Origin of the sequence: Moraxella atlantae NBRC 14588 (assembly GCF_001591265.1) — a bacterium.
Lineage (GTDB): Bacteria > Pseudomonadota > Gammaproteobacteria > Pseudomonadales > Moraxellaceae > Faucicola > Faucicola atlantae.
In genome coordinates, this window is the sequence record NZ_BCUL01000012.1 from 1 (window position 1) to 21,024 (window position 21,024).

The 21,024-nt window shown below is 48.8% G+C and carries 19 protein-coding genes; 12 read left to right on the forward strand and 7 right to left on the reverse strand.

What is annotated here, in order from left to right; translation table 11 throughout:
• Window positions 1-174 precede the first annotated feature (174 nt).
• The 3 genes from MA2_RS07660 to MA2_RS07670 all read left to right on the forward strand — a co-directional run bounded on the left by MA2_RS07660 (window position 175) and on the right by MA2_RS07670 (window position 4,036).
• On the forward strand, window positions 175-2,241 hold the full coding sequence (locus MA2_RS07660; protein ID WP_067058545.1) for a lytic transglycosylase domain-containing protein: 2,067 nt from the start codon (window positions 175-177) through the stop codon (window positions 2,239-2,241).
• 320 nt (window positions 2,242-2,561) lie between these two features.
• Window positions 2,562-3,548 carry a malate dehydrogenase gene (locus MA2_RS07665; RefSeq protein WP_067058547.1) on the forward strand — a complete coding sequence of 329 codons (987 nt, stop codon included), beginning with the start codon at window positions 2,562-2,564 and terminating at the stop codon, window positions 3,546-3,548.
• 224 nt (window positions 3,549-3,772) lie between these two features.
• On the forward strand, window positions 3,773-4,036 hold the full coding sequence (locus MA2_RS07670; protein WP_067058603.1) for a DUF2789 domain-containing protein: 264 nt from the start codon (window positions 3,773-3,775) through the stop codon (window positions 4,034-4,036).
• Window positions 4,037-4,097: 61 nt separating this feature from the next.
• Here the strand turns inward: MA2_RS07670 and MA2_RS07675 are convergent, their stop codons facing one another.
• On the reverse strand, window positions 4,098-4,859 hold the full coding sequence (locus tag MA2_RS07675) for a lytic transglycosylase domain-containing protein (RefSeq protein ID WP_067058549.1): 762 nt from the start codon (window positions 4,857-4,859) through the stop codon (window positions 4,098-4,100).
• A gap of 319 nt (window positions 4,860-5,178) precedes the next feature.
• Window positions 5,179-6,564, reverse strand: a complete 1,386-nt coding sequence (gene hflX, locus MA2_RS07680) for a ribosome rescue GTPase HflX (protein ID WP_067058551.1) — start codon at window positions 6,562-6,564, stop codon at window positions 5,179-5,181.
• A 153-nt stretch (window positions 6,565-6,717) separates the two neighbouring features.
• Here hflX and MA2_RS07685 point away from each other — a divergent pair, with 153 nt between their 5' ends.
• The 8 genes from MA2_RS07685 (at window position 6,718) to MA2_RS07720 (ending at window position 13,373) form a co-directional block, all read left to right on the forward strand.
• Window positions 6,718-7,593 carry a lysophospholipid acyltransferase family protein gene (locus MA2_RS07685; RefSeq protein WP_079352240.1) on the forward strand — a complete coding sequence of 292 codons (876 nt, stop codon included), beginning with the start codon at window positions 6,718-6,720 and terminating at the stop codon, window positions 7,591-7,593.
• A 204-nt stretch (window positions 7,594-7,797) separates the two neighbouring features.
• Window positions 7,798-8,160: a roadblock/LC7 domain-containing protein gene (locus MA2_RS07690; RefSeq protein WP_067058552.1), complete on the forward strand. Its 363-nt coding sequence runs from the start codon at window positions 7,798-7,800 to the stop codon at window positions 8,158-8,160.
• A 21-nt stretch (window positions 8,161-8,181) separates the two neighbouring features.
• The gene (locus MA2_RS07695; protein ID WP_067058554.1) at window positions 8,182-8,676 is read left to right on the forward strand and encodes a PAS domain-containing protein; all 495 of its coding nucleotides are present in this window, start codon (window positions 8,182-8,184) and stop codon (window positions 8,674-8,676) included.
• Window positions 8,673-9,419, forward strand: coding sequence for a PhnD/SsuA/transferrin family substrate-binding protein (locus MA2_RS07700; RefSeq protein ID WP_067058556.1), 747 nt, complete (start codon window positions 8,673-8,675; stop codon window positions 9,417-9,419). Before MA2_RS07695 ends, MA2_RS07700 begins: the two co-directional genes overlap by 4 nt.
• A 367-nt stretch (window positions 9,420-9,786) precedes the next feature.
• Window positions 9,787-10,509 (forward strand): hypothetical protein, encoded by a 723-nt coding sequence (locus MA2_RS07705; protein ID WP_067058607.1) that lies wholly within the window; start codon window positions 9,787-9,789, stop codon window positions 10,507-10,509.
• 109 nt (window positions 10,510-10,618) lie between these two features.
• Window positions 10,619-11,878, forward strand: a complete 1,260-nt coding sequence (locus MA2_RS07710) for a hypothetical protein (RefSeq protein ID WP_115254013.1) — start codon at window positions 10,619-10,621, stop codon at window positions 11,876-11,878.
• 154 nt (window positions 11,879-12,032) lie between these two features.
• Complete coding sequence (locus MA2_RS07715) at window positions 12,033-12,569, forward strand: GTP-binding protein (RefSeq protein ID WP_067058560.1); 537 nt, start codon at window positions 12,033-12,035, stop codon at window positions 12,567-12,569.
• A 147-nt stretch (window positions 12,570-12,716) separates the two neighbouring features.
• Window positions 12,717-13,373, forward strand: a complete 657-nt coding sequence (locus MA2_RS07720; RefSeq protein WP_067058562.1) for a hypothetical protein — start codon at window positions 12,717-12,719, stop codon at window positions 13,371-13,373.
• A 26-nt stretch (window positions 13,374-13,399) separates the two neighbouring features.
• On the opposite strand, the gene fkpB is transcribed toward MA2_RS07720, so the two are convergent.
• From fkpB to ribF, 4 genes are all read right to left on the reverse strand, one after another.
• On the reverse strand, window positions 13,400-13,891 hold the full coding sequence (fkpB, locus tag MA2_RS07725; protein ID WP_067058564.1) for an FKBP-type peptidyl-prolyl cis-trans isomerase: 492 nt from the start codon (window positions 13,889-13,891) through the stop codon (window positions 13,400-13,402).
• 54 nt (window positions 13,892-13,945) lie between these two features.
• Window positions 13,946-14,518: a signal peptidase II gene (lspA, locus tag MA2_RS07730; protein WP_067058565.1), complete on the reverse strand. Its 573-nt coding sequence runs from the start codon at window positions 14,516-14,518 to the stop codon at window positions 13,946-13,948.
• Complete coding sequence (gene ileS, locus MA2_RS07735) at window positions 14,511-17,441, reverse strand: isoleucine--tRNA ligase (RefSeq protein WP_067058567.1); 2,931 nt, start codon at window positions 17,439-17,441, stop codon at window positions 14,511-14,513. The genes lspA and ileS overlap by 8 nt, the downstream gene beginning before the upstream one ends.
• A gap of 136 nt (window positions 17,442-17,577) precedes the next feature.
• A complete protein-coding gene (ribF, locus tag MA2_RS07740) occupies window positions 17,578-18,525 on the reverse strand; it encodes a riboflavin biosynthesis protein RibF (protein ID WP_373279762.1) in 948 nt (315 codons plus the stop codon).
• A 397-nt stretch (window positions 18,526-18,922) separates the two neighbouring features.
• Here ribF and MA2_RS07745 point away from each other — a divergent pair, with 397 nt between their 5' ends.
• On the forward strand, window positions 18,923-19,765 hold the full coding sequence (locus MA2_RS07745) for a BPSS1780 family membrane protein (protein WP_067058571.1): 843 nt from the start codon (window positions 18,923-18,925) through the stop codon (window positions 19,763-19,765).
• A 90-nt stretch (window positions 19,766-19,855) separates the two neighbouring features.
• Here the strand turns inward: MA2_RS07745 and MA2_RS07750 are convergent, their stop codons facing one another.
• On the reverse strand, window positions 19,856-21,007 hold the full coding sequence (locus tag MA2_RS07750) for a PilT/PilU family type 4a pilus ATPase (protein WP_067058573.1): 1,152 nt from the start codon (window positions 21,005-21,007) through the stop codon (window positions 19,856-19,858).
• Window positions 21,008-21,024 lie beyond the last annotated feature (17 nt).

Here is a 21,024-nt window from a genome sequence, read left to right on the forward strand (position 1 = left end):
AATAATGGGTAGGTCTGATATCAGCATACTTTTTAAAGCACCACCTGTTAATGTGGTGGCGAAATCACGGCTAGGGCATGGTATTTTTGCAGCTATTGGGTATAATACAGTCAGGCTGCTTGCCGCAATTTGCCACATATTGACCAATTCATCTATAACACAAACAAATACCCAATGCTTATGCCCATGATCCGCCGTGCCATCCCCACCGTTCTTGTCACCAGTCTTGCCAGCGCGTTGCTGTCATCGGCATGTGCCGATAACCACAGTGGCTGGAGTGATGACGGCTTTGGTTATACAGGCGGCGACACGGCAACACAAACCGCGCCAACGTCATGGACAGGCGCAGGCGGCGATAGTTACTTTAACGATGCCGAACGCGCAAGCCGTAGTGGAACAGACGTTAGCCGTTATCAAGGCTTGATGGCAGGCGGTAATCTTGCCATGTATCCTGAATACTGGCAGCTTAATCAATACCTTGCTAGCCAAAGCCCAAGCACAATTATCAGCTTTGTGCAGCGCTATCAAGGCAGCGTGATGGCAGAAAAACTGGTCGCTGACTATGCCGAAACCAAAGCCGCGCAAGGCGATTATGCTGCAGTGCGTGCGGTTGCAGGTTATATCACCAATCCCGATGCGTCCGAAGCCTGCGCGATAGCTTTAGGCTATAACAATACGGGCGACCCGATGCGTGCATACATCGAAAAAGCCAACGTTTGGCTAGAAACACCGCGCAAGCAAGCCGATTTGTGCCGTCAATTAGCCAGTGAGCTTGCCGCCAACCCGATGATGAGCAATACCGACCGCGAGCGGCGGCTGTATCGTATGCTGCGCCTCAATAACAACGGCGATATCGTCAATCTTGCCAATCGGTTGGGCGTGGCAATCAGCTTTAACCAGCTGATGGCAGTGAGCAACAACCCCAATAACGTTTTGGGGCAGGTCGGTAGCCTTGCGCCAACCGCTGCCAACCGTTACCTTTATCTATACGCCCTAGGGGCGCAAGCCAAAAAATCGGTCAATGACGCAGCATGGCAGCTCAAGGCTGATTTGGGCAAAGACATCACCAGTCCCAACCGCTTTTTTGATGACAAAACGCGGCGGTATGCCTATCGTACGTTGGGTGTGGCACGCATGGGCGTAAACACCGACATTGGCTTTAGTGCTGATGCGGTGGATTGGTTTGCTCAAAGTGTTGGCGAGCCATTTAATGCCGATGAAGCACAAGCCTACGCCCAAGCAGCAATTCGTTTTAGCCGTTGGCAAGATGTTGCCGCTGCAATTGGTGAGATGGATTTTAAAGTTCAACAAGAACCAATTTGGCAGTATTGGCTGGCGCGCGCGTACCGCATGACAGGCAATGCCGCACAAAAACAACAAGCCCAACAAATGTTTGCCAAACTTGCGCAAAACAACGATTACTACGGCTTACTTGCCAAGGATCAAATTGGCGCGCGCTTTACCCGTCTGCCTGATTTGCCACGTCCCACCCAAGCTGATTATACGCGGCTGGCGCAAGATGCCAGTTTTAATCGCGCCTTTACCTTATATGACCTTGGTGCAAGCCCAAGCTATGCCAACCGCGAATGGAATTGGGCGGTACGACAAGCCAATAACCGCGGCGATACAGGCATGATTATTGCTGCCGCCCAACGTGCCAACGATATCGGCTGGTATGACCGCGCGATTTTTGCCATTGACAACGCCAGCAGCTTACCCGATGGTGCATTGGCATACCCAATGCCGCGTCAAGACAGCGTTGTTCGATACAGCCGCCAGGTGGGCATTGACCCTGCATGGGCATACGGCATTATGCGCCAAGAAAGCCGCTTTAATGTCGGCGCAAAATCCAACGTCGGCGCAGGTGGCTTGATGCAAATCATGCCCGATACTGCCAAATACATCGCGCGTAAACTTGGCGAGCCATACAGCGCGGCGCAAGTTGCTACGGGTGAGACCAACATCCGCTATGGCACATTTTACATGGCAGATATTCTAAATCGTCTTGGTGGGCAGCCCGTACTGGCAACCGCAGGCTACAATGCAGGTCCAAACAAGGCACGCACTTGGCAGCCCGATAGCGGATCGATCGCCGCCGATCAGTACGTTGAGACCATTCCGTATTATGAAACGCGCGGCTATGTCAAAGCTGTAATGGCAAACACCGCCAATTATGCTGCGTTATTGGGCAACCCGTCGCCGCTTAGTCAGCGCATGGGCATCATTGGAGCAAAATATTAGCCCACATGTTAAAGCTTGGTATGAAACAAGTGTCAAGCAGTAGTCAGATATGTCGACTAGTGCTACACTGTACGCCGTACCAAACACGGCTCAGCCCATGCCCAGTTTAATTTTTAAAAAAATTGCCGCGTATTTTAGATAATTTGTTAAATATTTAAGTTTTAAAGCCAATATATTCAATAAGCTATCAAATATGGCTGAACAATTTCATCCGTGTGGCTATCTGGTAGCCAGATGAGTGAAAAAACGTGTGGACATCAACATCCAACAACGATTTTTTAACATCAACGCTTAATAAAAGCACAAACAAGGAGCTTTTTATGAAACAACCCGTTCGCGTTGCCGTGACTGGCGCAGCTGGTCAAATCAGCTACTCACTACTGTTTCGCATTGCCGCAGGCGATATGCTGGGCAAAGACCAACCTGTGATTTTGCAATTGCTTGAAATCACCCCTGCGCTTGAAGCCCTAAAAGGCGTGGTCATGGAGCTAGAAGACTGCGCATTCCCACTGTTAGCAGGTGTGGTACAAACCGATGATGCCTCAGTGGCATTCAAAGACGCTGACTACGCGCTGTTGGTTGGGGCACGTCCTCGCGGTCCTGGCATGGAACGCAAAGACTTGCTAGAAGCCAACGCTGCGATCTTCTCAGCGCAAGGTAAAGCCTTGAATGACCACGCAAGCCGCGATGTCAAAGTGTTGGTCGTCGGCAACCCTGCCAACACCAACGCACTGATCGCTCAGCGCAATGCGCCAGATCTTAACCCACGTAACTTCACCGCCATGACTCGCCTTGACCACAACCGCGGTATGGCGCAGCTTGCTGAAGAGACCGAAACCACCGTCAATGACATCAAAAAAATGACGATTTGGGGCAACCACTCATCGACCCAATATCCAGATTTGACCTTTACCACCGTCCAAGGCAAGCCTGCGCTAGACTTGGTAGACCGTGACTGGTACGAAAACACCTACATCCCAAGCGTACAACAACGCGGTGCAGCGATCATCAAAGCGCGTGGCGCGTCTTCTGCTGCCTCTGCTGCCAACGCAGCGATTGCGCATATCCGCTCATGGGCGTTAGGCACCGATGAAAACGACTGGGTATCAATGGGCGTGTACTCAAACGGTGAATATGGCATTGAAAAAGGCTTAATCTACTCATTCCCTTGCACCTGCCAAAACGGCGATTGGAAAATCGTTGAAGGTTTGGACGTATCAAGCGATTTCTCAAAAGATAAAATGCAAGCCACTGCCAAAGAATTGACCGAAGAGCGTGACGCGGTCAACCACTTGCTACCTAACTAATGTTTAGCCTTTAAACAGCGCTGAGACAAGTTAGTCAAAGACCAGTCTGACTGACAGACTGGTTTTTTTTATACCAAAATCGTCCCCTCGTGCCGTTACTACTCGTGCCGTTACCAAAAGCCACACAAAACAACGCAGCGTTACTGGTGAATCATGCAAGGCTATGCTATTTTAAATAGCCCATTGCAAACAACATGAATGAAAACCAGTTAGAGGATACGATCATGCTTAATGGTGAAGAAAATAGCATTAATACGTTATTTGCCCAATTAGGTCTAGACAGCGACGACGCGTCAATTCAGCAATTTATTGAAAAAAACCAACTACCACAATCAGTCAAATTGGTTGATGCACCATTTTGGACAGACAACCAACGCAAATTTTTGCAAGAAGAATACCGCGCAGACGCAGGTTGGATTGAAGTCATTGACGACCTAAACGTGCGCCTACACAAAGACGCGCAAGACCAAGAAAATGGTAAAGCCTAAGCGTTTTGCTCAAACAAAAAGCCCCAAAACATGTAGGGGCTTTTTTTTATGAATAGATCAGTTAAAAATTGCCGTAAGTGGTGGTAGAAGAATAGCTCAACGTTTGCTCGCCACCTGCGCGTAGGGTAGGGTCATTGCGGTATAGGTTGTTATAGCGGCTTAAAACGCGTTTGACGTAATCGCGTGTTTCACGAAATGGCGGCACACCACCGTATTTGGTTACGTTACCTTCACCCGCGTTATAACCTGCCAGTACATGTTCGATGCTACCAAAACGCCCGTTGAGGTATTTAAGGTATTTTGCCGCCCCCTCGATGTTATCGGCAGGGTTCCACGCATTGGCAACACCAAATCGTCTGGCGGTGGCAGGCATGAGCTGCATCAATCCTTGCGCGCCAACAGGTGAGCGTGCCATAGGGTTAAAGCCCGATTCGGTGTGCATGACTGCTTTCATAAGCGCAGGATCAACGCCATGGCGCGTTGCTGCGGCGACGATCATCGCGTCATACGCGTTGCGGTTTTTGCTGCCACTGGCAGGCACGGCAGCCTCTGTCGCACCCCAGTTACGGTAAGTGTGCACGTTGGTGTCGGCATAGTAGGTGACTTTGACCTTTTGGGTGAATTGACTAAACCCTGTGCCAACGGGGCGGTCATTTTCTACCACATTGGTCAAAAGTACCCGTCCGTTATTATCCTTAAACACATACATGTTGCCTGCATGGCTTGGTACAAGCCACACCAAGCTGACCACAATCAACCAACCATCACTTATCAAAAGTCTAGTGGGTTTGTGAGGACGAAAATTTGAGCGAACCTGTACCATAATAATCGGTCAAAAGCAAAAATTGGCATTACTATACCATAAATTGATGACAGGTTTGACAAAATCCATGGCAAATCAAACGGCGTCATGCCACACTGGGCATCTACCGATTTGATGCAAAAAAAATTAAATTTTTTTAGCTTATCAGACTTGACAGTGTCAAGTAATTGATTTTATTACAATAAAAAATTGGTTATTTTTTAACCAATTTTGTCCAAAGCCAATAGGCATCTAGCCTCAGGCGTGTCAAGTCATAAGTTATCCACAGGGTTATCCACAGGTTTTGTGGAAATTATCATAACTGATTGATTTTAAAAGATTAAGTAATATCGTCATGCATCGGTTCGACATTGGCACTCACGTCTGCTGGCTCGGGCTGCTCAAACGGCTCAAGCACAGGCATGAGGCTTTGCGCCTGCGCATCGGGCAGTACATCAAACGGATCAATAGCAAACTCTCCCAATAGCTGCTGCAAACGCGCCGCTGCCATTGTCACAGTTACATGTGCGTCGCCATTATCGGCATAATCAATGCCATCAATCACGCCCAGCTCATGCAATGCGTGTTGTAACTGCCCAAACGTCGGCGGTAAACGCAAATCAAAACGCGTTAATTGCCCAACCAGTAGCTGTTGCACCGCCTCGGTTAGTTTATCAAGCCCGATATCAGCTTGGGCAGACACATACACGCGATTTGGCTTGCCTGCTTCGCCATAGCCGATGTGGGCAGGCTCACCTGTTAAGTCGATTTTGTTAAACACATTGAGGACAGGCACATCATTGCCAATTTCTGCCAACACGTTTTGCACTGCGTCGATTTGTTCATGCATGTCCTCGCGTGAGCTGTCAATGACGTGTAGCAGCAGATCTGCTGCCAAAGTCTCCTCAAGGGTGGCGTGGAATGCCTCGACTAACTCATGCGGCAAATGGCGCACAAAACCAACCGTATCCACCAGCACCACATTGCCCACACCTGCCCAGTTCACGCTACGCAATGTTGGGTCTAGGGTAGCAAATAGCTGGTTGGCGGCATAAATATTGGCATCGGTCAAACGGTTAAACAGTGTCGATTTGCCTGCGTTGGTATAGCCGACCAATGACACCGTTGGCACGGCAGATTTTTGGCGTTTGGCACGTCCTTGCGCGCGTGTTTGTTTGACTTTATCAAGTTTTGCTTTAAGCTGACCGACACGAATTTGTAGCAAGCGGCGGTCGGTTTCAAGCTGCGTTTCACCAGGTCCACGCAAGCCAATACCGCCTTTTTGTCGCTCCAAGTGCGTCCAACCGCGTACCAAACGCGTTGCTAGATGGTTAAGCTGCGCCAATTCAACCTGCAATTTACCTTCATAAGTGCGCGCACGTTGGGCAAAGATATCCAAAATCAGCCCTGTGCGATCAAGCACGCGGCATTGCACAAGCCGCTCAAGGTTACGCTCTTGCGATGGCGTGAGCGCGTGGTTAAAAATCACGATTTGCGCATCATGTGCCTTGACTTGCTCGGCGATTTCTTCAGCCTTGCCCGTACCAACGAAGTATTTGGCATCAGGCTTGCTGCGTGTACCTGTGACCAGTGCGGCAGGTTTTGCGCCTGCCGATTCGACCAACAGTTCAAACTCGTCTAAATCATCGGGGTCATCAAGCTGATTGATGTTGAGGTGTACTAATATCGCGGTTTCGCCCCCTTGATGGCGGTCAAAATAATCCAAAAATGTATCCTTTTATTGGTGGTAAAAAGTCATATCAGCTAAAAATGGGGTTTAAGGTTGGCGTAAACAAGTCTTGTCGGCAAACTTAAGCCCACCTAGCAAAAAATCAGCTATGCTATAATATCACCATTTTTGTTAGCCATCGGATGCATTATGTCTGCCCAACACCCACACTATCAACCACCTGCTGAGCCGTCAAAAATCGATTTTGTCAAAAAACTGCTGCGCCAAACCGCGCATGACTTGACCCAGCCTGAAACTTATACCCTCGATCATGCCAAAGTCCTACTACAACGCGGCAAACGCGCAGCAGGGCTTGCCAAAAGTGTGGTCATGGGTGTGAGCTATACCCACCGCATCAAAGACCGTCCAACCAGTAACGAACAAGTGAGCCACTATCTGCAACTGGTGTGCCAACAGGCGTGTCGCGCGCTGCAAGTTGAGGTTATTCCGCTCAAGCCAATCCCGCAAGAGCTGGCATTGTGGACGTGTAACCATATTTCTTGGCTTGATATTGCCGTGGTCGGCAGCATCATTCCAACGTTTTTTATTTCCAAAGCCGAAATCGCCGACTGGCCCATTATGGGTAAGGTCACGCAAGCGGCAAACACGTTATACATCAAGCGCGGTTCGGGCGATAGTGGGTATGTCAGTCAGCTGATGGCGCAAGATTTGGCAGCAGGTAAGCCGTTAATTTTCTTTCCTGAGGCGACTACCAGTGACGGTACGGGCATTTTGCCGCTGCATGGCAAGCTGCTGCAATCTGCCATGGATACCCAAACACCCATCCAGCCAATTTTGATCACCTATGTCAATGCCGATGGCAAGCTTGATGATATGATCCCATACACCGATATGACGATGGCAGAAAGCATTCAGCGGATTGTCGATAATCGCCCGAGCAAGGCATATATTTTGCCGCTTGATAAAATCGAACCTGCCGACCACACGCGCGATGAGCTCACCGCTATGTTACAAACCGCCATGATCGATGGGCTACAACGTATGCATGCGCAAGTTTTATCTTAATCTTGCCGCAGTTTATCTGTTTATTGGAAAAATGCTTAGATTTTTTCTATCATCAGATTAAGTTTTCCAGTTATAATGGGTAGGGCAGCGTTAAACCATATTATCTACATGGATTGATTAAATTTTATTAACGCGCTATCTTTGTTTATAAAATATACTAAACGTGTATTTCAGTTTACTAACTTTATTATAAGGAATACCCTCATGCGCACCGAAATGTTCCAACAAATTCTTAATGACCTTAACAGCTCATCGGCAGATATTGAAGCCTCGGCACTGATCTCAACCGACGGTTTGATGATCGCCTCAGCGTTGCCCGTTGGGATTGATGAAGACCGCGTGGGTGCGATGTCAGCGGCGTTGCTATCACTGGGTGATCGTGCAGGACGTGAATTGGCGCGTGGTGATATCGACCGTGTGTTGGTACAAGGTGAAAAAGGCTATGTCATCATGTCATCATCGGGTTCAGAAGCGGTTTTGACGGTGTTGGCAAAACCCAATGCCAAACTGGGCTTGGTGTTCTTGGACATCAAACGCGCAGCAGAAGCGTTGGCAAAACTCATTTAATTGTAGTCAAGGCGGTAAACGATGGCAAAACAACTTCCTAACATGGTGCGTCCTACACCCGACGCACAAGAACATCATCTAAAGTTTTATGACGGCACCACGCGTACTGTATACACCACCAACAATGAATTGCCATACCCAGATGGCAAGCTGATCGTATCGCGTGTGGACTTAGACGGTAACATCACCCATGCCAATGACGCATTTGTTGATATCAGCGGCTACACGCGCGAAGAATTGATTGGTGCGCCGCAGCATATTTTGCGCCACCCTGACATGCCCAAAGCTGCCTACGCTGATTTGTGGGCGACTGTCAAAGCAGGCAACAAATGGCATGGCTATGTCAAAAATTTATGCAAAGATGGCAGCTACTACTGGGTCTATGCCACCGCCGTGCCCAACGTACGCCGTGGCGAAACCGTTGGCTACACCTCAGTACGCCGCAAGCCTTCACGCAGCAAAATTCAAGAAACTGAAGTCCAATACGCCGCGCTTAGACAGGAGGAGCAAGCATGAAACTTAATCTACTGATTGCGCCTGATTTTGCCCCTGAGCGTTTTGCTGGCTGGCACATGCTCAACACCTTGCTACAAAAACGCGCTGACATGCATATTCATCTACTCACACCTGCCTCAGCGCAAGAGCAAAGCGAACAAATCGCGGCACAAGATGTCGCTATCGTGTATGCCAACCCATTTGATGCCGCGGCGATGATTCGTGATCACGGCTATGTGGCAGTGGCACGTCCAAAAGGCAAATCGGATGAAATGGTCATCAGTGCCAAAGCCGATGGCGCAATCCAAACCCTAGAGGACTTAAAACCGGGCTGCACCATTGCGATGGCAGACAACCGAGACGTAAAATTGATCGGGTTACGTTTGCTTGAAGCCGTTGATTTGACCGAAAATGACATCGAATGGCACATCACTGAGACCTACCAAGCCGCCGCGCGTGAGCTGATTCAAGGCAAAGCCGATGCTGGGTTTTTCCTATCAGAAGTCTATCACACCCTGTCACGCCTGACGCTGTCACAAATGCAGATCTTGATCGAAAGTGACCTAAGCGATATCACCCACGTGGTACTGATCAAATCTGATTTTGCTGAGCATCAAAAATTTGTCGATGCGCTGCTGGCATTGGGTCAAAGCAGCGAAGGGCAAGACGTGCTAAAAGAACTTGGCATGCCCGAAGGTTTTGAAGCCATGAGCGAAGAAGACGGCGAATTTATGATTGATTTGATGGATACGTTGATGGACTAAGCAACATTGGCTTGGTAATCATACATAACAATGAAGAAAAACGTCGGCATACGCTGGCGTTTTTATTTTGCTATGTATGGGAACAATGGATCTGCCAAGCACGATAAGGCAAGCTTAGCGTGTAATACGCTTTGACGAGGTGCTGCGCGGTTAGACGGTTGCAAATTTATGATTGATTGCCGAATTTTATAGATAAGCTTGCTTGCAGTCAGCCTTGTATCATGGTTAAATGTTAAAAAAATCCATTGTGTTGCGCTGTTGTTGCTTTGCTTGATCGTGTTGGATGACGCGCCCTAGCAAGCAAGATTGGCAAATCATACGACACCCAGCAAGCAATGGTACCCAACGAGTTGAGCAAGGACTTTGCATGTATTCTGTCACCACGCCAAGCCGCAAAACCCATCTAAAACATTGGCTGCATTATCGCTTAAATAGCCGTCGTATCCTAAGCCAGCCCAGCAACATAGACTTGCACACCAGCCGTATCGTGACAGCACTCGAACTTGATGAAGTCGAGCCGCTACAAGGCGCGCTGACCGATATGTTCTATGGCTGCTGGTATGATGTCCCGTTTTTTGGGCAGCGGATCTTGCAGCAGGTTGAGCACAAGCTCAACGCCAAAACCTTGGCAGGCTTTCAGCGTTGTGTGGATAGCGTCGATTATATGTTTAGTATCAGCGAGCTTGCCACACGTTGGAGTGTGCTGGTCATGCCATCGATGCACGCTTATCAGCATCAGCTGCGTATTTCGATTGATGACTCACGCGCGGTTGCCCATCAGACGATTGCCATTTTGCTTGATCTGCTAGAAGAGCTTGAAGAGGGTGCAGATGAAGACGAAATCCAAGCAGAAATCAAAGCAGTTGAGCAAGAATTTTTTACCCATTGCGTAACCTGTGATGACCGCATGGCATTTTTTATCGTGTGGTGGGAGCTTGCCAAGAAAAAATGGGCATTTCATGAAGGCTGGCGCGTATGCCGCCAACGCTTTGAAAAACAGCCCTTGATCAACGAACAAATGCAGCTACCCAGCAGCGATCACCAAGTGTTGCCTACCGCGAAATCATTCGACTCAGTGCAGGCACAGTGAGCGTGTTGCTGTATTGGTTGGCTAACTGAGTTGAGTTAATTAACTAAGCCGCAATTTGCTGGGCGTGCTTAGCTGTATAAAAATTTTTGGTGTTTAAAGCTGTATGACGATGACCGCAATTGTAGTAATTGGTTTTACCCCGCCGCAAAGCTATGCCATTGAAATGTTGGCACAGATGACGGCAACACAGTTTGATGTAATCACTGTCGCGCGCCACAGCCAACGCGGTGCTGCGATTGATCTTGCCGACGCGGTGACACGCCACAACGCACAAGGCGTAGTGATCGATATTGAAGGCGCAGCATTGTCAGCAGATGTGCTGCACGATGCGGTACAAGCAGCGCAGCGGCTATTGCGACGCCCTGCGGTTTTGGTGACGCGGCAAGTGGTGGCAGCGCAAGCGGTGGCAGCAGACCAATATTGGCTAAGCGCGCCTTATAACCGTGAGCAAATGACCCAAGCATTACAATGGCTCAAAGACACTATTGCTAAAACGCCGCAGTCAGCACAACCGCTGGTGGCACCACAATCAGCACAACAGACCGCCAACTTAACAATACCGTCCCGTGCAGCAACATCCAAAACTTCATCTGCCGTATCTGGCCAACCTGCGCCCGATGCTAGGCAGCGTGAGCAAGTGTTTGATATTTTGGCACGAACGTTTGCCGATTTGACACAAACAGGGTTGTTTGCACTTGCCAAACAATTACAGCTGTTAAGCGGCTATGCGTGCGTAACCATCAACGGGCAGCCGATGTATATCAATGCCGATGAGCACAGCGCAATCGCAAACCGCATTGAGCGCATGATTGATCATTTCATCGTGGGGCAAGCATTGGGCAGTGACAGCTTTGATCTTAAGCCTATCAGCAAAGATGACTACCAAGCCGCCACCGCACCGCTATTGGCGCAAGGTCAGCAAAAAATTGCCGTCAGCCAAATACTGTGGCGCGTGGGGCTAGAGGTATTGCGCCGTGGTGATTACACCCAAACGCACCACTTGCGCTTTGTGGCAAAACAAATGCCCAATTTTGGCACGACAAGTTTTGTCCCAAGTTATGTTATGCCGTTAATCGCCAGTTGTTTGGGGCGCGCGCGTAGCTTAACGGATTTGCAAGGTTTGTTTGGCAATTTGACGGTCAGGCAAATCAATCAAGTTTTGATCTTGCTTGCGCTAACGGGCAATATACAAGCCGAACCATTGATTGTCAGCTATCAACAAGCTGCATCTAACAACGTGACCGTGCAGATTGCACCTAACAGTACCCAAGCGGCAAGCCAGCGAGATGGACAAAACCAAGGTATTCAACAAGCAAGCGAAAGTGGCTTTTTAAAACGTTTTTTGGGACGCTTGGGTGTCAAATTCTAACCGATAAAGCACGCGCGTTTGGCGCAGTTGAGCCCAATCGGGCAAAAAAAATTTTGCCGTTATTGGCAATTTATAATCGCAGCATGCCTTTTGCCAGCTTATCTAAGCGTGGATGATGACAAAATAGGCAAAAATAAAAATTTAGGAAAATGATATGTCAGCCGAGCAAACAGGGGTTTATAAAATCATTTTTGCAGGGCCTGTGGGTGCAGGCAAGACCGAGGCAATTCGCTCATTGTCGGATAAGCCTGTTGTGACGACCGAAGAAGTCGCCAGCGATGGTACCAAGTTACTCAAAAAAAATACCACCGTGGCGATGGATTACGGTATCATGAAGCTTGCCACAGGTGAGCAGGTACGGCTGTATGGCACGCCTGGGCAAAAACGCTTTGATTTTATGTGGGAAATTTTGAGCGAAAATGCCTTAGGGCTGGTACTATTACTCAATGCCACCTATGCCGATCCTGTGCAAGATTTGCACGATTATATGCAAAGCTTTTTGCCACTGATTAAAAGTAGCAGTATGGTGGTTGGTGTCACGCACAGCGAACAGATGCCATGGGATTTACACCAACGTTTATCAGATGCGTTGGCGGCGCAGGATTTGCCTGCGATTGTCATGCCTGTTGATGCCCGTAACAAAGAACAAATGACCCAGCTAGTTACCACGTTGGTGTATGCCATCATTTAACAAATGGCATGCCTATATTGAGTCATGCACCGAGCATCGCGCGGTAACATTTCACGCTAACCATTCATCGTTACTAAGTTAGAGATTCACTAAGCCAGAAATTATTTAGCGCCGCCCAATTCAAAGTTAGACAAAGGATGACATGCGATGGCAGACTTAGACAATAACTACGTGATTCTCACGCCTGCAGGCGTGCTACACAGTTTTTCAAGCGTTGAACCCAACGAGCAACAACAGGCATTGCAAGACATGCTCGCGCCCGAGCAGACTATGACCGCTCAAGGCTGGAGTGATCGCCACAGTGAGTTGTGGCTCGATATGTTTATTGAAGAAGGCTGGGTTGAGCTTTTAGAAAAGCCACTGCTTGCCCCACAAGTGCAGCTAGATAACTTCTTGCGCTATGTATCGGCAAGCTTGTCGGGCAGCCGTCGGGTCACGATTGCCTCAGATGAAGGCTTTTGTTTGGCAAAAATGGGCTTCACCGAGCAAGAAGCCGAAACACTGTGCGTGGCAGCGGCAGATTTTTATGAGTTTTTGCAGCGTCAGCAAAAACGCGGCTGGGCAGTACATGGGCATGCCGTGTCGTTTTTTTCAAGCATTGATATGCTGATGCCCAACACCAGTTTTATTTTCTTGTGGATTGATGGTCGCGGCTATTGGCTGATCATCGAGGATGAGCCATTGCTCAATAACCGCGCGTTTGTTGAGTTGGTCTGGGGTATCAAATCAACGGGTGAGCGTTTCAAGCTACGCGCCGAGGAAGCTGCCGCACTTGAGAATAACAGCGAATCAACCCTCAGCTAACACCAGCACAAGATCAAAAGCCGATATTAAGCCAACGTCACCGCCTGTCGATCAGGCGGTATGACCTTAAAGATTTGCACCTTAAACAGCACATTTTGCCCCGCCAATGGGTGGTTAAAATCCACCTCAATGTCATCATCGGACACATGGCTGACCACACCTGCTAGGGTGGTTCTGCTTTTATCCTCAAATTCAACCAGCATACCGACTTGTGGCATACCGCCTGCACGGGCAAACTGCACAGGGCTAAAGTGCTGCACGTTATCGGCATTCCACTGCCCAAACGCTTCATCGGGTGATAGATGCGCGGTGCGTGTGTCACCTGCGGTTAGGTTCATCAACACCTTTTCAAACCCTTCTAGCAAATTGCCATCGCCAATGACCAAAGTGACAGGCTTAGGGCGGTTATAGGTTGAGTCTATCAGCGTACCGTTTTCTAGGCTGACTTCAAAATGTAGCTCAACTTGGCTGCCGTGGGTGATGCGTGTGTGTTCATTGGGTAAAATGATATTGTCCATCGTGTACCTTGTTTAGGTAGGTTTACTTTCGATCATCGGGCAAATGGCTGACGCCTAAACCACCGCTGCTTTGCGCCGATTTTCCAAAAACAACGTATCCAACAAAATCAACGCCACACCGCCACAGATCGCCATATCTGCCCCATTAAAAATCGGATAATTCCACACGTCGGCGTAATGCACATGGATAAAGTCAATCACATGCCCGTAGCGAATGCGGTCAATGACATTGCCAAGCGCACCACCCATCACCCACGCCAAGCCCAGCGACAACCAATGCGCTTGCCGTGGCACGCGACGCAAATACACCGCGATCGCCGTTGCTACCGCCAATGCCAACACGCTAAAAAATACGATTTGCCAACCGCCTTTATCCGCCAAAAAACTAAACGCCGCGCCTTTGTTGTAAGCAAGCGTCCAGTTTAGTACAGGTGGAATAACAGGATGGCTTTCATACAGCGTATAATGCCGCACAAAATATTGTTTGGTTAATTGGTCAATCACAATCGTCAGCAATGCCATTGCATACCAACGCCACGCTGCCTTGCCATTGACGGGCAACACAGGTGGAGTAGAGGTTGGCGGTACAGTTGCTGGGGTGTTTGCAGAGGGCGGCAAATTAGGCATAATGGCGTACCTCACCTGAACCACTCGGCAAGTTGCTGACACAGCGTCCGCACAGCAGCGGATGGTGTGGATCACAGCCGATATCTTGGCGGATATGCCAGCAGCGCACGCATTTTTCGCCTTGTGCAGGTACAACAACCGCCGCTAAACGCGTATTATCATCAAGTGTGGTAACGTCGGGCGCAGGTTCGAGGGTATCTTGCACAAACTCATCAAACGGCAATACCTGTGCTTGGCTGGTGATAAGCACAAAGCGCAATTCATCACCCAGTTTTGCCAGTGCGTCAGCGGTCGCACCTTCGGTATATACGGTCACATCTGCCGATAGGTTGGCGTTGATGGTTTTTTGCTCACGCGCTTGCTCGATGGCTTTGTTAATCACATCTTTGGCCGTCACAATTCGCGCCCAATCCGCTGCCGTCAGGCTATCTTTGGTTTCAGCCACCTCAGGCAATACGTACCATGCTTGGGTAAAGATATAGCCCGAGGTACCTTTTAGCACTTGCCATGCCTCTTGGGCGGTAAATGACAAAATTGGCGCAATCCAACGTAACAGCGCGTGCGTAATGTGATAAATCGCGGTCTGTGCTGAACGTCTTGGCTGTCCGTCTGTTTTGGTCGTATATTGACGGTCTTTGATGATATCTAGATAAAAACCGCCCAAATCCTGTGCACAAAACGCCACAATCAGCTGACACACTTGGTGAAAGTCCATCGCCGTATAAGCTTCGCGAATACTGGCTTGCACATTTGCGGCACGGGTCAAAATATACTTGTCAAGGCTGACCAAATCATCGGTTGCCACGATGTCATTGGCAGGGTCAAAGTCATCGGTATTTGCCAACAAGAAGCGTACGGTGTTACGAATACGGCGATACATGTCGGTGGTGCGCTCAAAGCCTTGTTTAGACACCGCCATTTCATAACGATAATCGCTTGATGCCACCCACAGCCGCAAAATATCCACGCCAAATTTGCTGGCAATATCTTTTGGCTCAAAGCCTTTGGTATTGCCGCGCGATTTAGACAGCTTATAGCCGTTGGCATCGACGGTAAAACCGTGGGTCAAAACTTGCTTAAACGGTGGGCGATTATAAATTGCCTCGCTAACAAGCAACGATGATTGGAACCAACCGCGGTGCTGGTCTGAGCCTTCAAGGTACAAATCAGCAGGGTTAGCCAGTTCGGGGCGCTGCGCCAACACAGTGAAGTTGGTCGAACCGGAATCAAACCAAACGTCTAGTGTATCGGTAGACTTGTGATAAATCGCCGCATCCTCACCGATGAATTCCTCAGCAGGTGTGTCAAACCACGCTTCCACGCCGCCTTGCTCGATTTTTTGTGCCACTTGCTCCATCAGCGCAAGCGTGTTGGGGTGCAACTCGCCTGTATCTTGATGGACAAAAAACGCAATCGGCACCCCCCATGTACGTTGGCGCGAAATACACCAATCGGGGCGGTCATGCATCATTGCCTCGATACGATTTTGTCCCCAATACGGTGTCCACACCACGTTAGGAATATCGCGCAGGGCTTGTTCGCGCAAGCCATTGACCTCAAGGTTAATAAACCATTGTGGGGTTGAGCGAAAAATAATCGGCGTTTTGTGTCGCCAGCAATGCGGATAACTGTGCGTGATGACATCGTGTTTTAACAAATGTCCACTTGCTTGCAACGCGGCGATGATTTTTGGCTGTGCTTTATAAATGTGCTCGCCAACAAATACACGTGCATCGGGCAAGTACACGCCATTGCCTGCCACGGGGTTATCCATCGGCAAGCCAAATTTGAGCCCAACCAAATAGTCATCTGCACCGTGTGCAGGCGCGGTATGCACAAGTCCCGTACCGCTATCAGCGGTGACGTGTTCGCCTGTAATCATCGGTACTTGACGCTCGGCAATGAGTGGATGTTGGGCGCGTAAGACAGTCAAATCCTCACCCTTGACGCTGGCAAGCACGCTGTATGCTTCTGCGCCAAATACCTTCATCAAGTGTGGGATCAAATCATACGCCACAATCACATGCTGTACTTGCGGCTCGGCGCGATCATCGGCATCGCTTGGGCGCGTCATTTGCACGACCGAATATTCCAAATTCGCGCTAACTGTGATGGCTTGGTTGGCAGGCAGTGTCCACGGGGTGGTTGTCCAAATCACCGCTTGCAGTGCGCCTGTGATGTCAGCCGTTTGCGCCAAAGCCTCGCGATTGACGATATCAAACCCGACATAAATCGCGTCAGATTTTTTGTCCTCGTACTCAACCTCAGCCTCTGCCAACGCCGAACCACAGTCCAAGCACCAATTGACAGGTTTCATGCCACGGGTGATATGCCCGTTTTCATAAATCCGTGCCAGCGCACGCACGGTGTCCGCCTCTTGGCGAAAATTCATTGTCAAATATGGATGTTCCCAATCGCCTAGCACGCCCAAACGCTTAAAATCCGCCATCTGTAGCGCCACTTGGCTACGCGCATACTCGCGACACGCGCCACGAAACTCGGTTGGCGTGACCAACGCACCGTTTTTGGCTTTGTCTTTGTGGGGATGCCCGACCTTACCAATCAGTGATTCTACCTTTTGCTCAATCGGTAGCCCGTGGCAATCCCAACCAGGCACATACGGCGCGTCATAGCCATCAAGTGTTTTGTATTTGACGATTAAGTCTTTAAGCACTTTATTGACAACATGCCCTAAGTGAATTTGCCCGTTGGCATACGGTGGGCCATCGTGCAAGATATATTTTTCACAACCTTGACGGGCAGCGCGAATTTGTTGGTACACATCATCGGCTTGCCATTGCTCAAGCCATTTGGGTTCGCGCTTTGCCAAATCGCCACGCATCGGAAACGCGGTGTCGGCAAGATTGAGCGTGTCTTTGTAATCGACTTCGCTAGAAGTGGGTTTGTTGGGCGTCTGGTTCATTACAGGTTATAGCCTTATTGCATTTTTTAAAAATTAAATCGCTAACAAACTTGCTACACGGTCGCCATCTTGACCGTGCGATAAAAATAAGTGATAACCAGTTATTATAGGCTAATTTGATAAGACTGGCAAAAATTCAATGCTTGGGCTGCAGGGATGCTATCTGCGTTTCACGCCATGCCAACAAATCCACCACATCTTGCTTGATGCCTGCTTTGAGCGCGTCCAAACCGTTGTAATTGCGCTCACCGTGTAAAAAGTGCAAAAACCGCACGCTAAGGTTGCGCCCGTACAAATCGCCTTTAAATTGTGGAAAAAATACCTCAAGCCGCCACGTTTCGCCTTGTACCGTTGGGCGCGTGCCGACGCTTGCTGCACCAAATAAGCTATTAGGCGCAAACCCTGCCACACCTGCCTGTCCATCTTGCGCCAGATCCGTCAGCGGTGTGCCATCGGTTGTCCACACATCCACGCCATAAATGCCATGCAATGGCGGACGAATACGCGCCAGTGCGATATTTGCCGTTGGAAAATTCAGCGTGCGCCCGATTTTATCACCGTGTAGTACTGTACCTGTGATGGTGTAATCACGCCCCAAGAGCCGCGCTGCCGCTGTCAAATCGCCTTGTTGTAAATACGCTCGAATACGCGTTGAACTGACGCGCTCAAGCGTGGCAGGGTCATCGCAAACGGTGTCCAAATGCGTTACCGCAAAGCCCTGCGCGCGCAAAAATTCGCCATCGCCTGTGCGGTCTTGCCCAAAGCGAAAATCATCGCCAATTAACAGACCTTTTACGTTAAGTTTGGCTAATTGGTTGGCAAACGCTTGCGCCGATAGACAGCGCAATGCGTCATCAAACCGCGCTACAATGATACGCTCAACTCCACATGCCGTGAGCAACGCGGATTTTTCGGCAAAGTTAGTTAAGCGGGCAGGGGCATTAGCAGGATCAAACCATTCTCGTGGCTGTGGTTCAAATACCATCACCGCGCTGATCAAGTTCTGCGTGCGCGATTGTTCAATCAAAGCGCGTAGAATCGCTTGATGCCCCAAGTGCACGCCATCAAAATTACCAATGGCCATCAGCAGACCACGACGATCTATCGAAGTGTGAGGATTTGCCAATGCGTTGTCTAAATACTCAATCTGCCTCATTGCTGTCTCATTTGTCATTCGTCTTGCTCACACTGGCTTGATCAAACAAAGTACTGTCAATTTCTTTGGAGAGTAAAATGTGAAATGTGGCTATTATAAGCCAAAAAACGATTTATCATAACTATCAGTCAGTCATCAACCCTGTGATCCAGAAACTTTCATTGACGGTCGTCACATGGATTGAAAATATGGATTTTGAGCTTTTTTGTCCAGCAGTGTTTATTATCGCAAACGCTTATGATATGGTGTAAAAAATAAAATCTAATATAATTCAAATTTCAGTCAGTATTTAGTCTGTCTAGAAAAAAATTTTTTGGAGAAACCGATGCAACCTAATAACTCGCTTAATCCACCAAAACCTTCTGCGCTACCACCCATCAATCCATCGCCATTTGGCCAGCCTCCATCTGGTTCGCCGCCTTTCGGTGAGCCAAGCTTACTGACCGAACCTAACCACGTACCTGCAGGCATGGGGATGACTTGGATTAAGCAAGCTTGGGCTTTAATGAAGCAAAATCTAGGTATTTTTTTGGGTGCGTATTGGGCATTTGTTGTTTTGTTGATGTTAGCCTGGCTGATTCCCTTTGTAAACATCATTAGTTCATTTTTGGGTGTGTTTTGTACGGCAGGGCTTTGCTATATGGTTCATCAACAGGCGTTGGGTCGTCCTGTGACTTTTGAGCAGTTATTTATTGGGTTTAAACATCATGCAGGCAATTTGATTGTGATGCAACTATTAATGGGGGCGTTCTATTTTGTGGCGTTAATTCCCGCGATTCTGCTGATAACACTTGGAGGTTTAACAGGCGCCTTGACTGAGTCAACGCTCGACGCCGATACGATGGGTTTGGGTATGGTTTTATTGCTATCGTTGGCATTTTTGTACCTGCTGGTTGTGCTCACAGCGCTAGTCGGAGTGGCATGGTTAGCCCCGGCTTTGATCGTACTGCATAATATGGATGCCTTGAGTGCACTCAAGCTAAGTTGGCGCGCATTTAAGAAAAACATAGGTGCATACATGGTTTTATGGTTGGTTTGTAGTTTGTTGGTATTGGTGGGTGCTTTAACGTTGGGATTGGCTTATATTGTGCTATTCCCACTACTGATTATTGCTATTTATACTAGCTATCGTAGTGTGCTGACGGATCTACCATTGCCTAACGCGTGATTTTTTATCGAATTCCACCAAAAAAAGCCGTCATTTATTTAGACGGCTTTTTTAATGGTAAATTGGAAAGATGACTACTTGGCTAAAAATCTATAGCCGAAAACGCGTGGGCGCAACTTCTTCTTCATCAGCTTGCAAAGAAAAATCACTATCCGCCTCATCGATAGGCTGCGGAATTTTACTGTGCAATTTAATCATCAAGCGCAAATCGTTGGGTGAATCAGCAGAGCGCAGTGCGTCTTGGTAGCTGATTTCGCCTTTTTCGTACAAGTCAAACAACGCCTGATCAAAGGTTTGCATCCCGACTTCTCGGGAACGTTTCATGACAGGTTTGATTTCATGAATCTCACCTTTGCGGATATAATCACCGACCAACTGGGTGTTAAGCAAAATCTCAATGGCAGCGCGGCGACCTTTGCCATCGGGGGTAGGGATTAATTGCTGAGCGATAATCGCGCGCAGATTGAGCGACAAATCCATCAAAATCTGCTCATGCTGCTCAGATTCAAAAAAGTGAATGATACGGTCAATGGCTTGGTTGGCGTTGTTGGCGTGCAGCGTGGCAAACACCAAGTGCCCTGTTTCGGCATACTGTACCGCGTAATCCATGACCTCACGTGAGCGAATCTCACCAATCAAAATCACATCGGGTGCTTGGCGCAGGGTATTTTTTAGCCCTGCCTCAAACGATTTGGTATCAATACCAACTTCGCGTTGGGTGATGATACAGCCTTTGTGTTCATGCACGTATTCAATCGGGTCTTCAATGGTGATGATATGCCCACGTGAGTTTTCGTTGCGATAACCCATCATCGCCGCAAGTGTGGTCGATTTGCCCGTACCTGTCGCACCGACAAGCAGCACAATACCGCGTTTTTTCATAGCGATTTCGTTGAGGATAGGCGGCAAATTGAGCTGTTCAACGGTGGGGATTTTGGTTTCGATTTTACGCAGCACCATGCCTGCCATGTCGCGCTGCACAAACGCCGATACGCGAAAACGCGCAGTTTGGGCGCGGTCACTGATGGCAAACTGGCATTCATTGGTTTGTTTAAATTCCTCGACCTGTGCAGGGGTCATGATGCTTGTTACCAGTTGCATGGTTTGTTCGGCGGTCAGCGGCGTTTTGGTGACGGGTACAATCTGACCGTTGATTTTCATAGATGGCGGTACATCGGCAGTGATAAATAAATCTGAACCGTTTTTTTGCACCATCAGTTGCAACAGTTTGTCAAAATCCATCGCGTGATTTTCCTGTG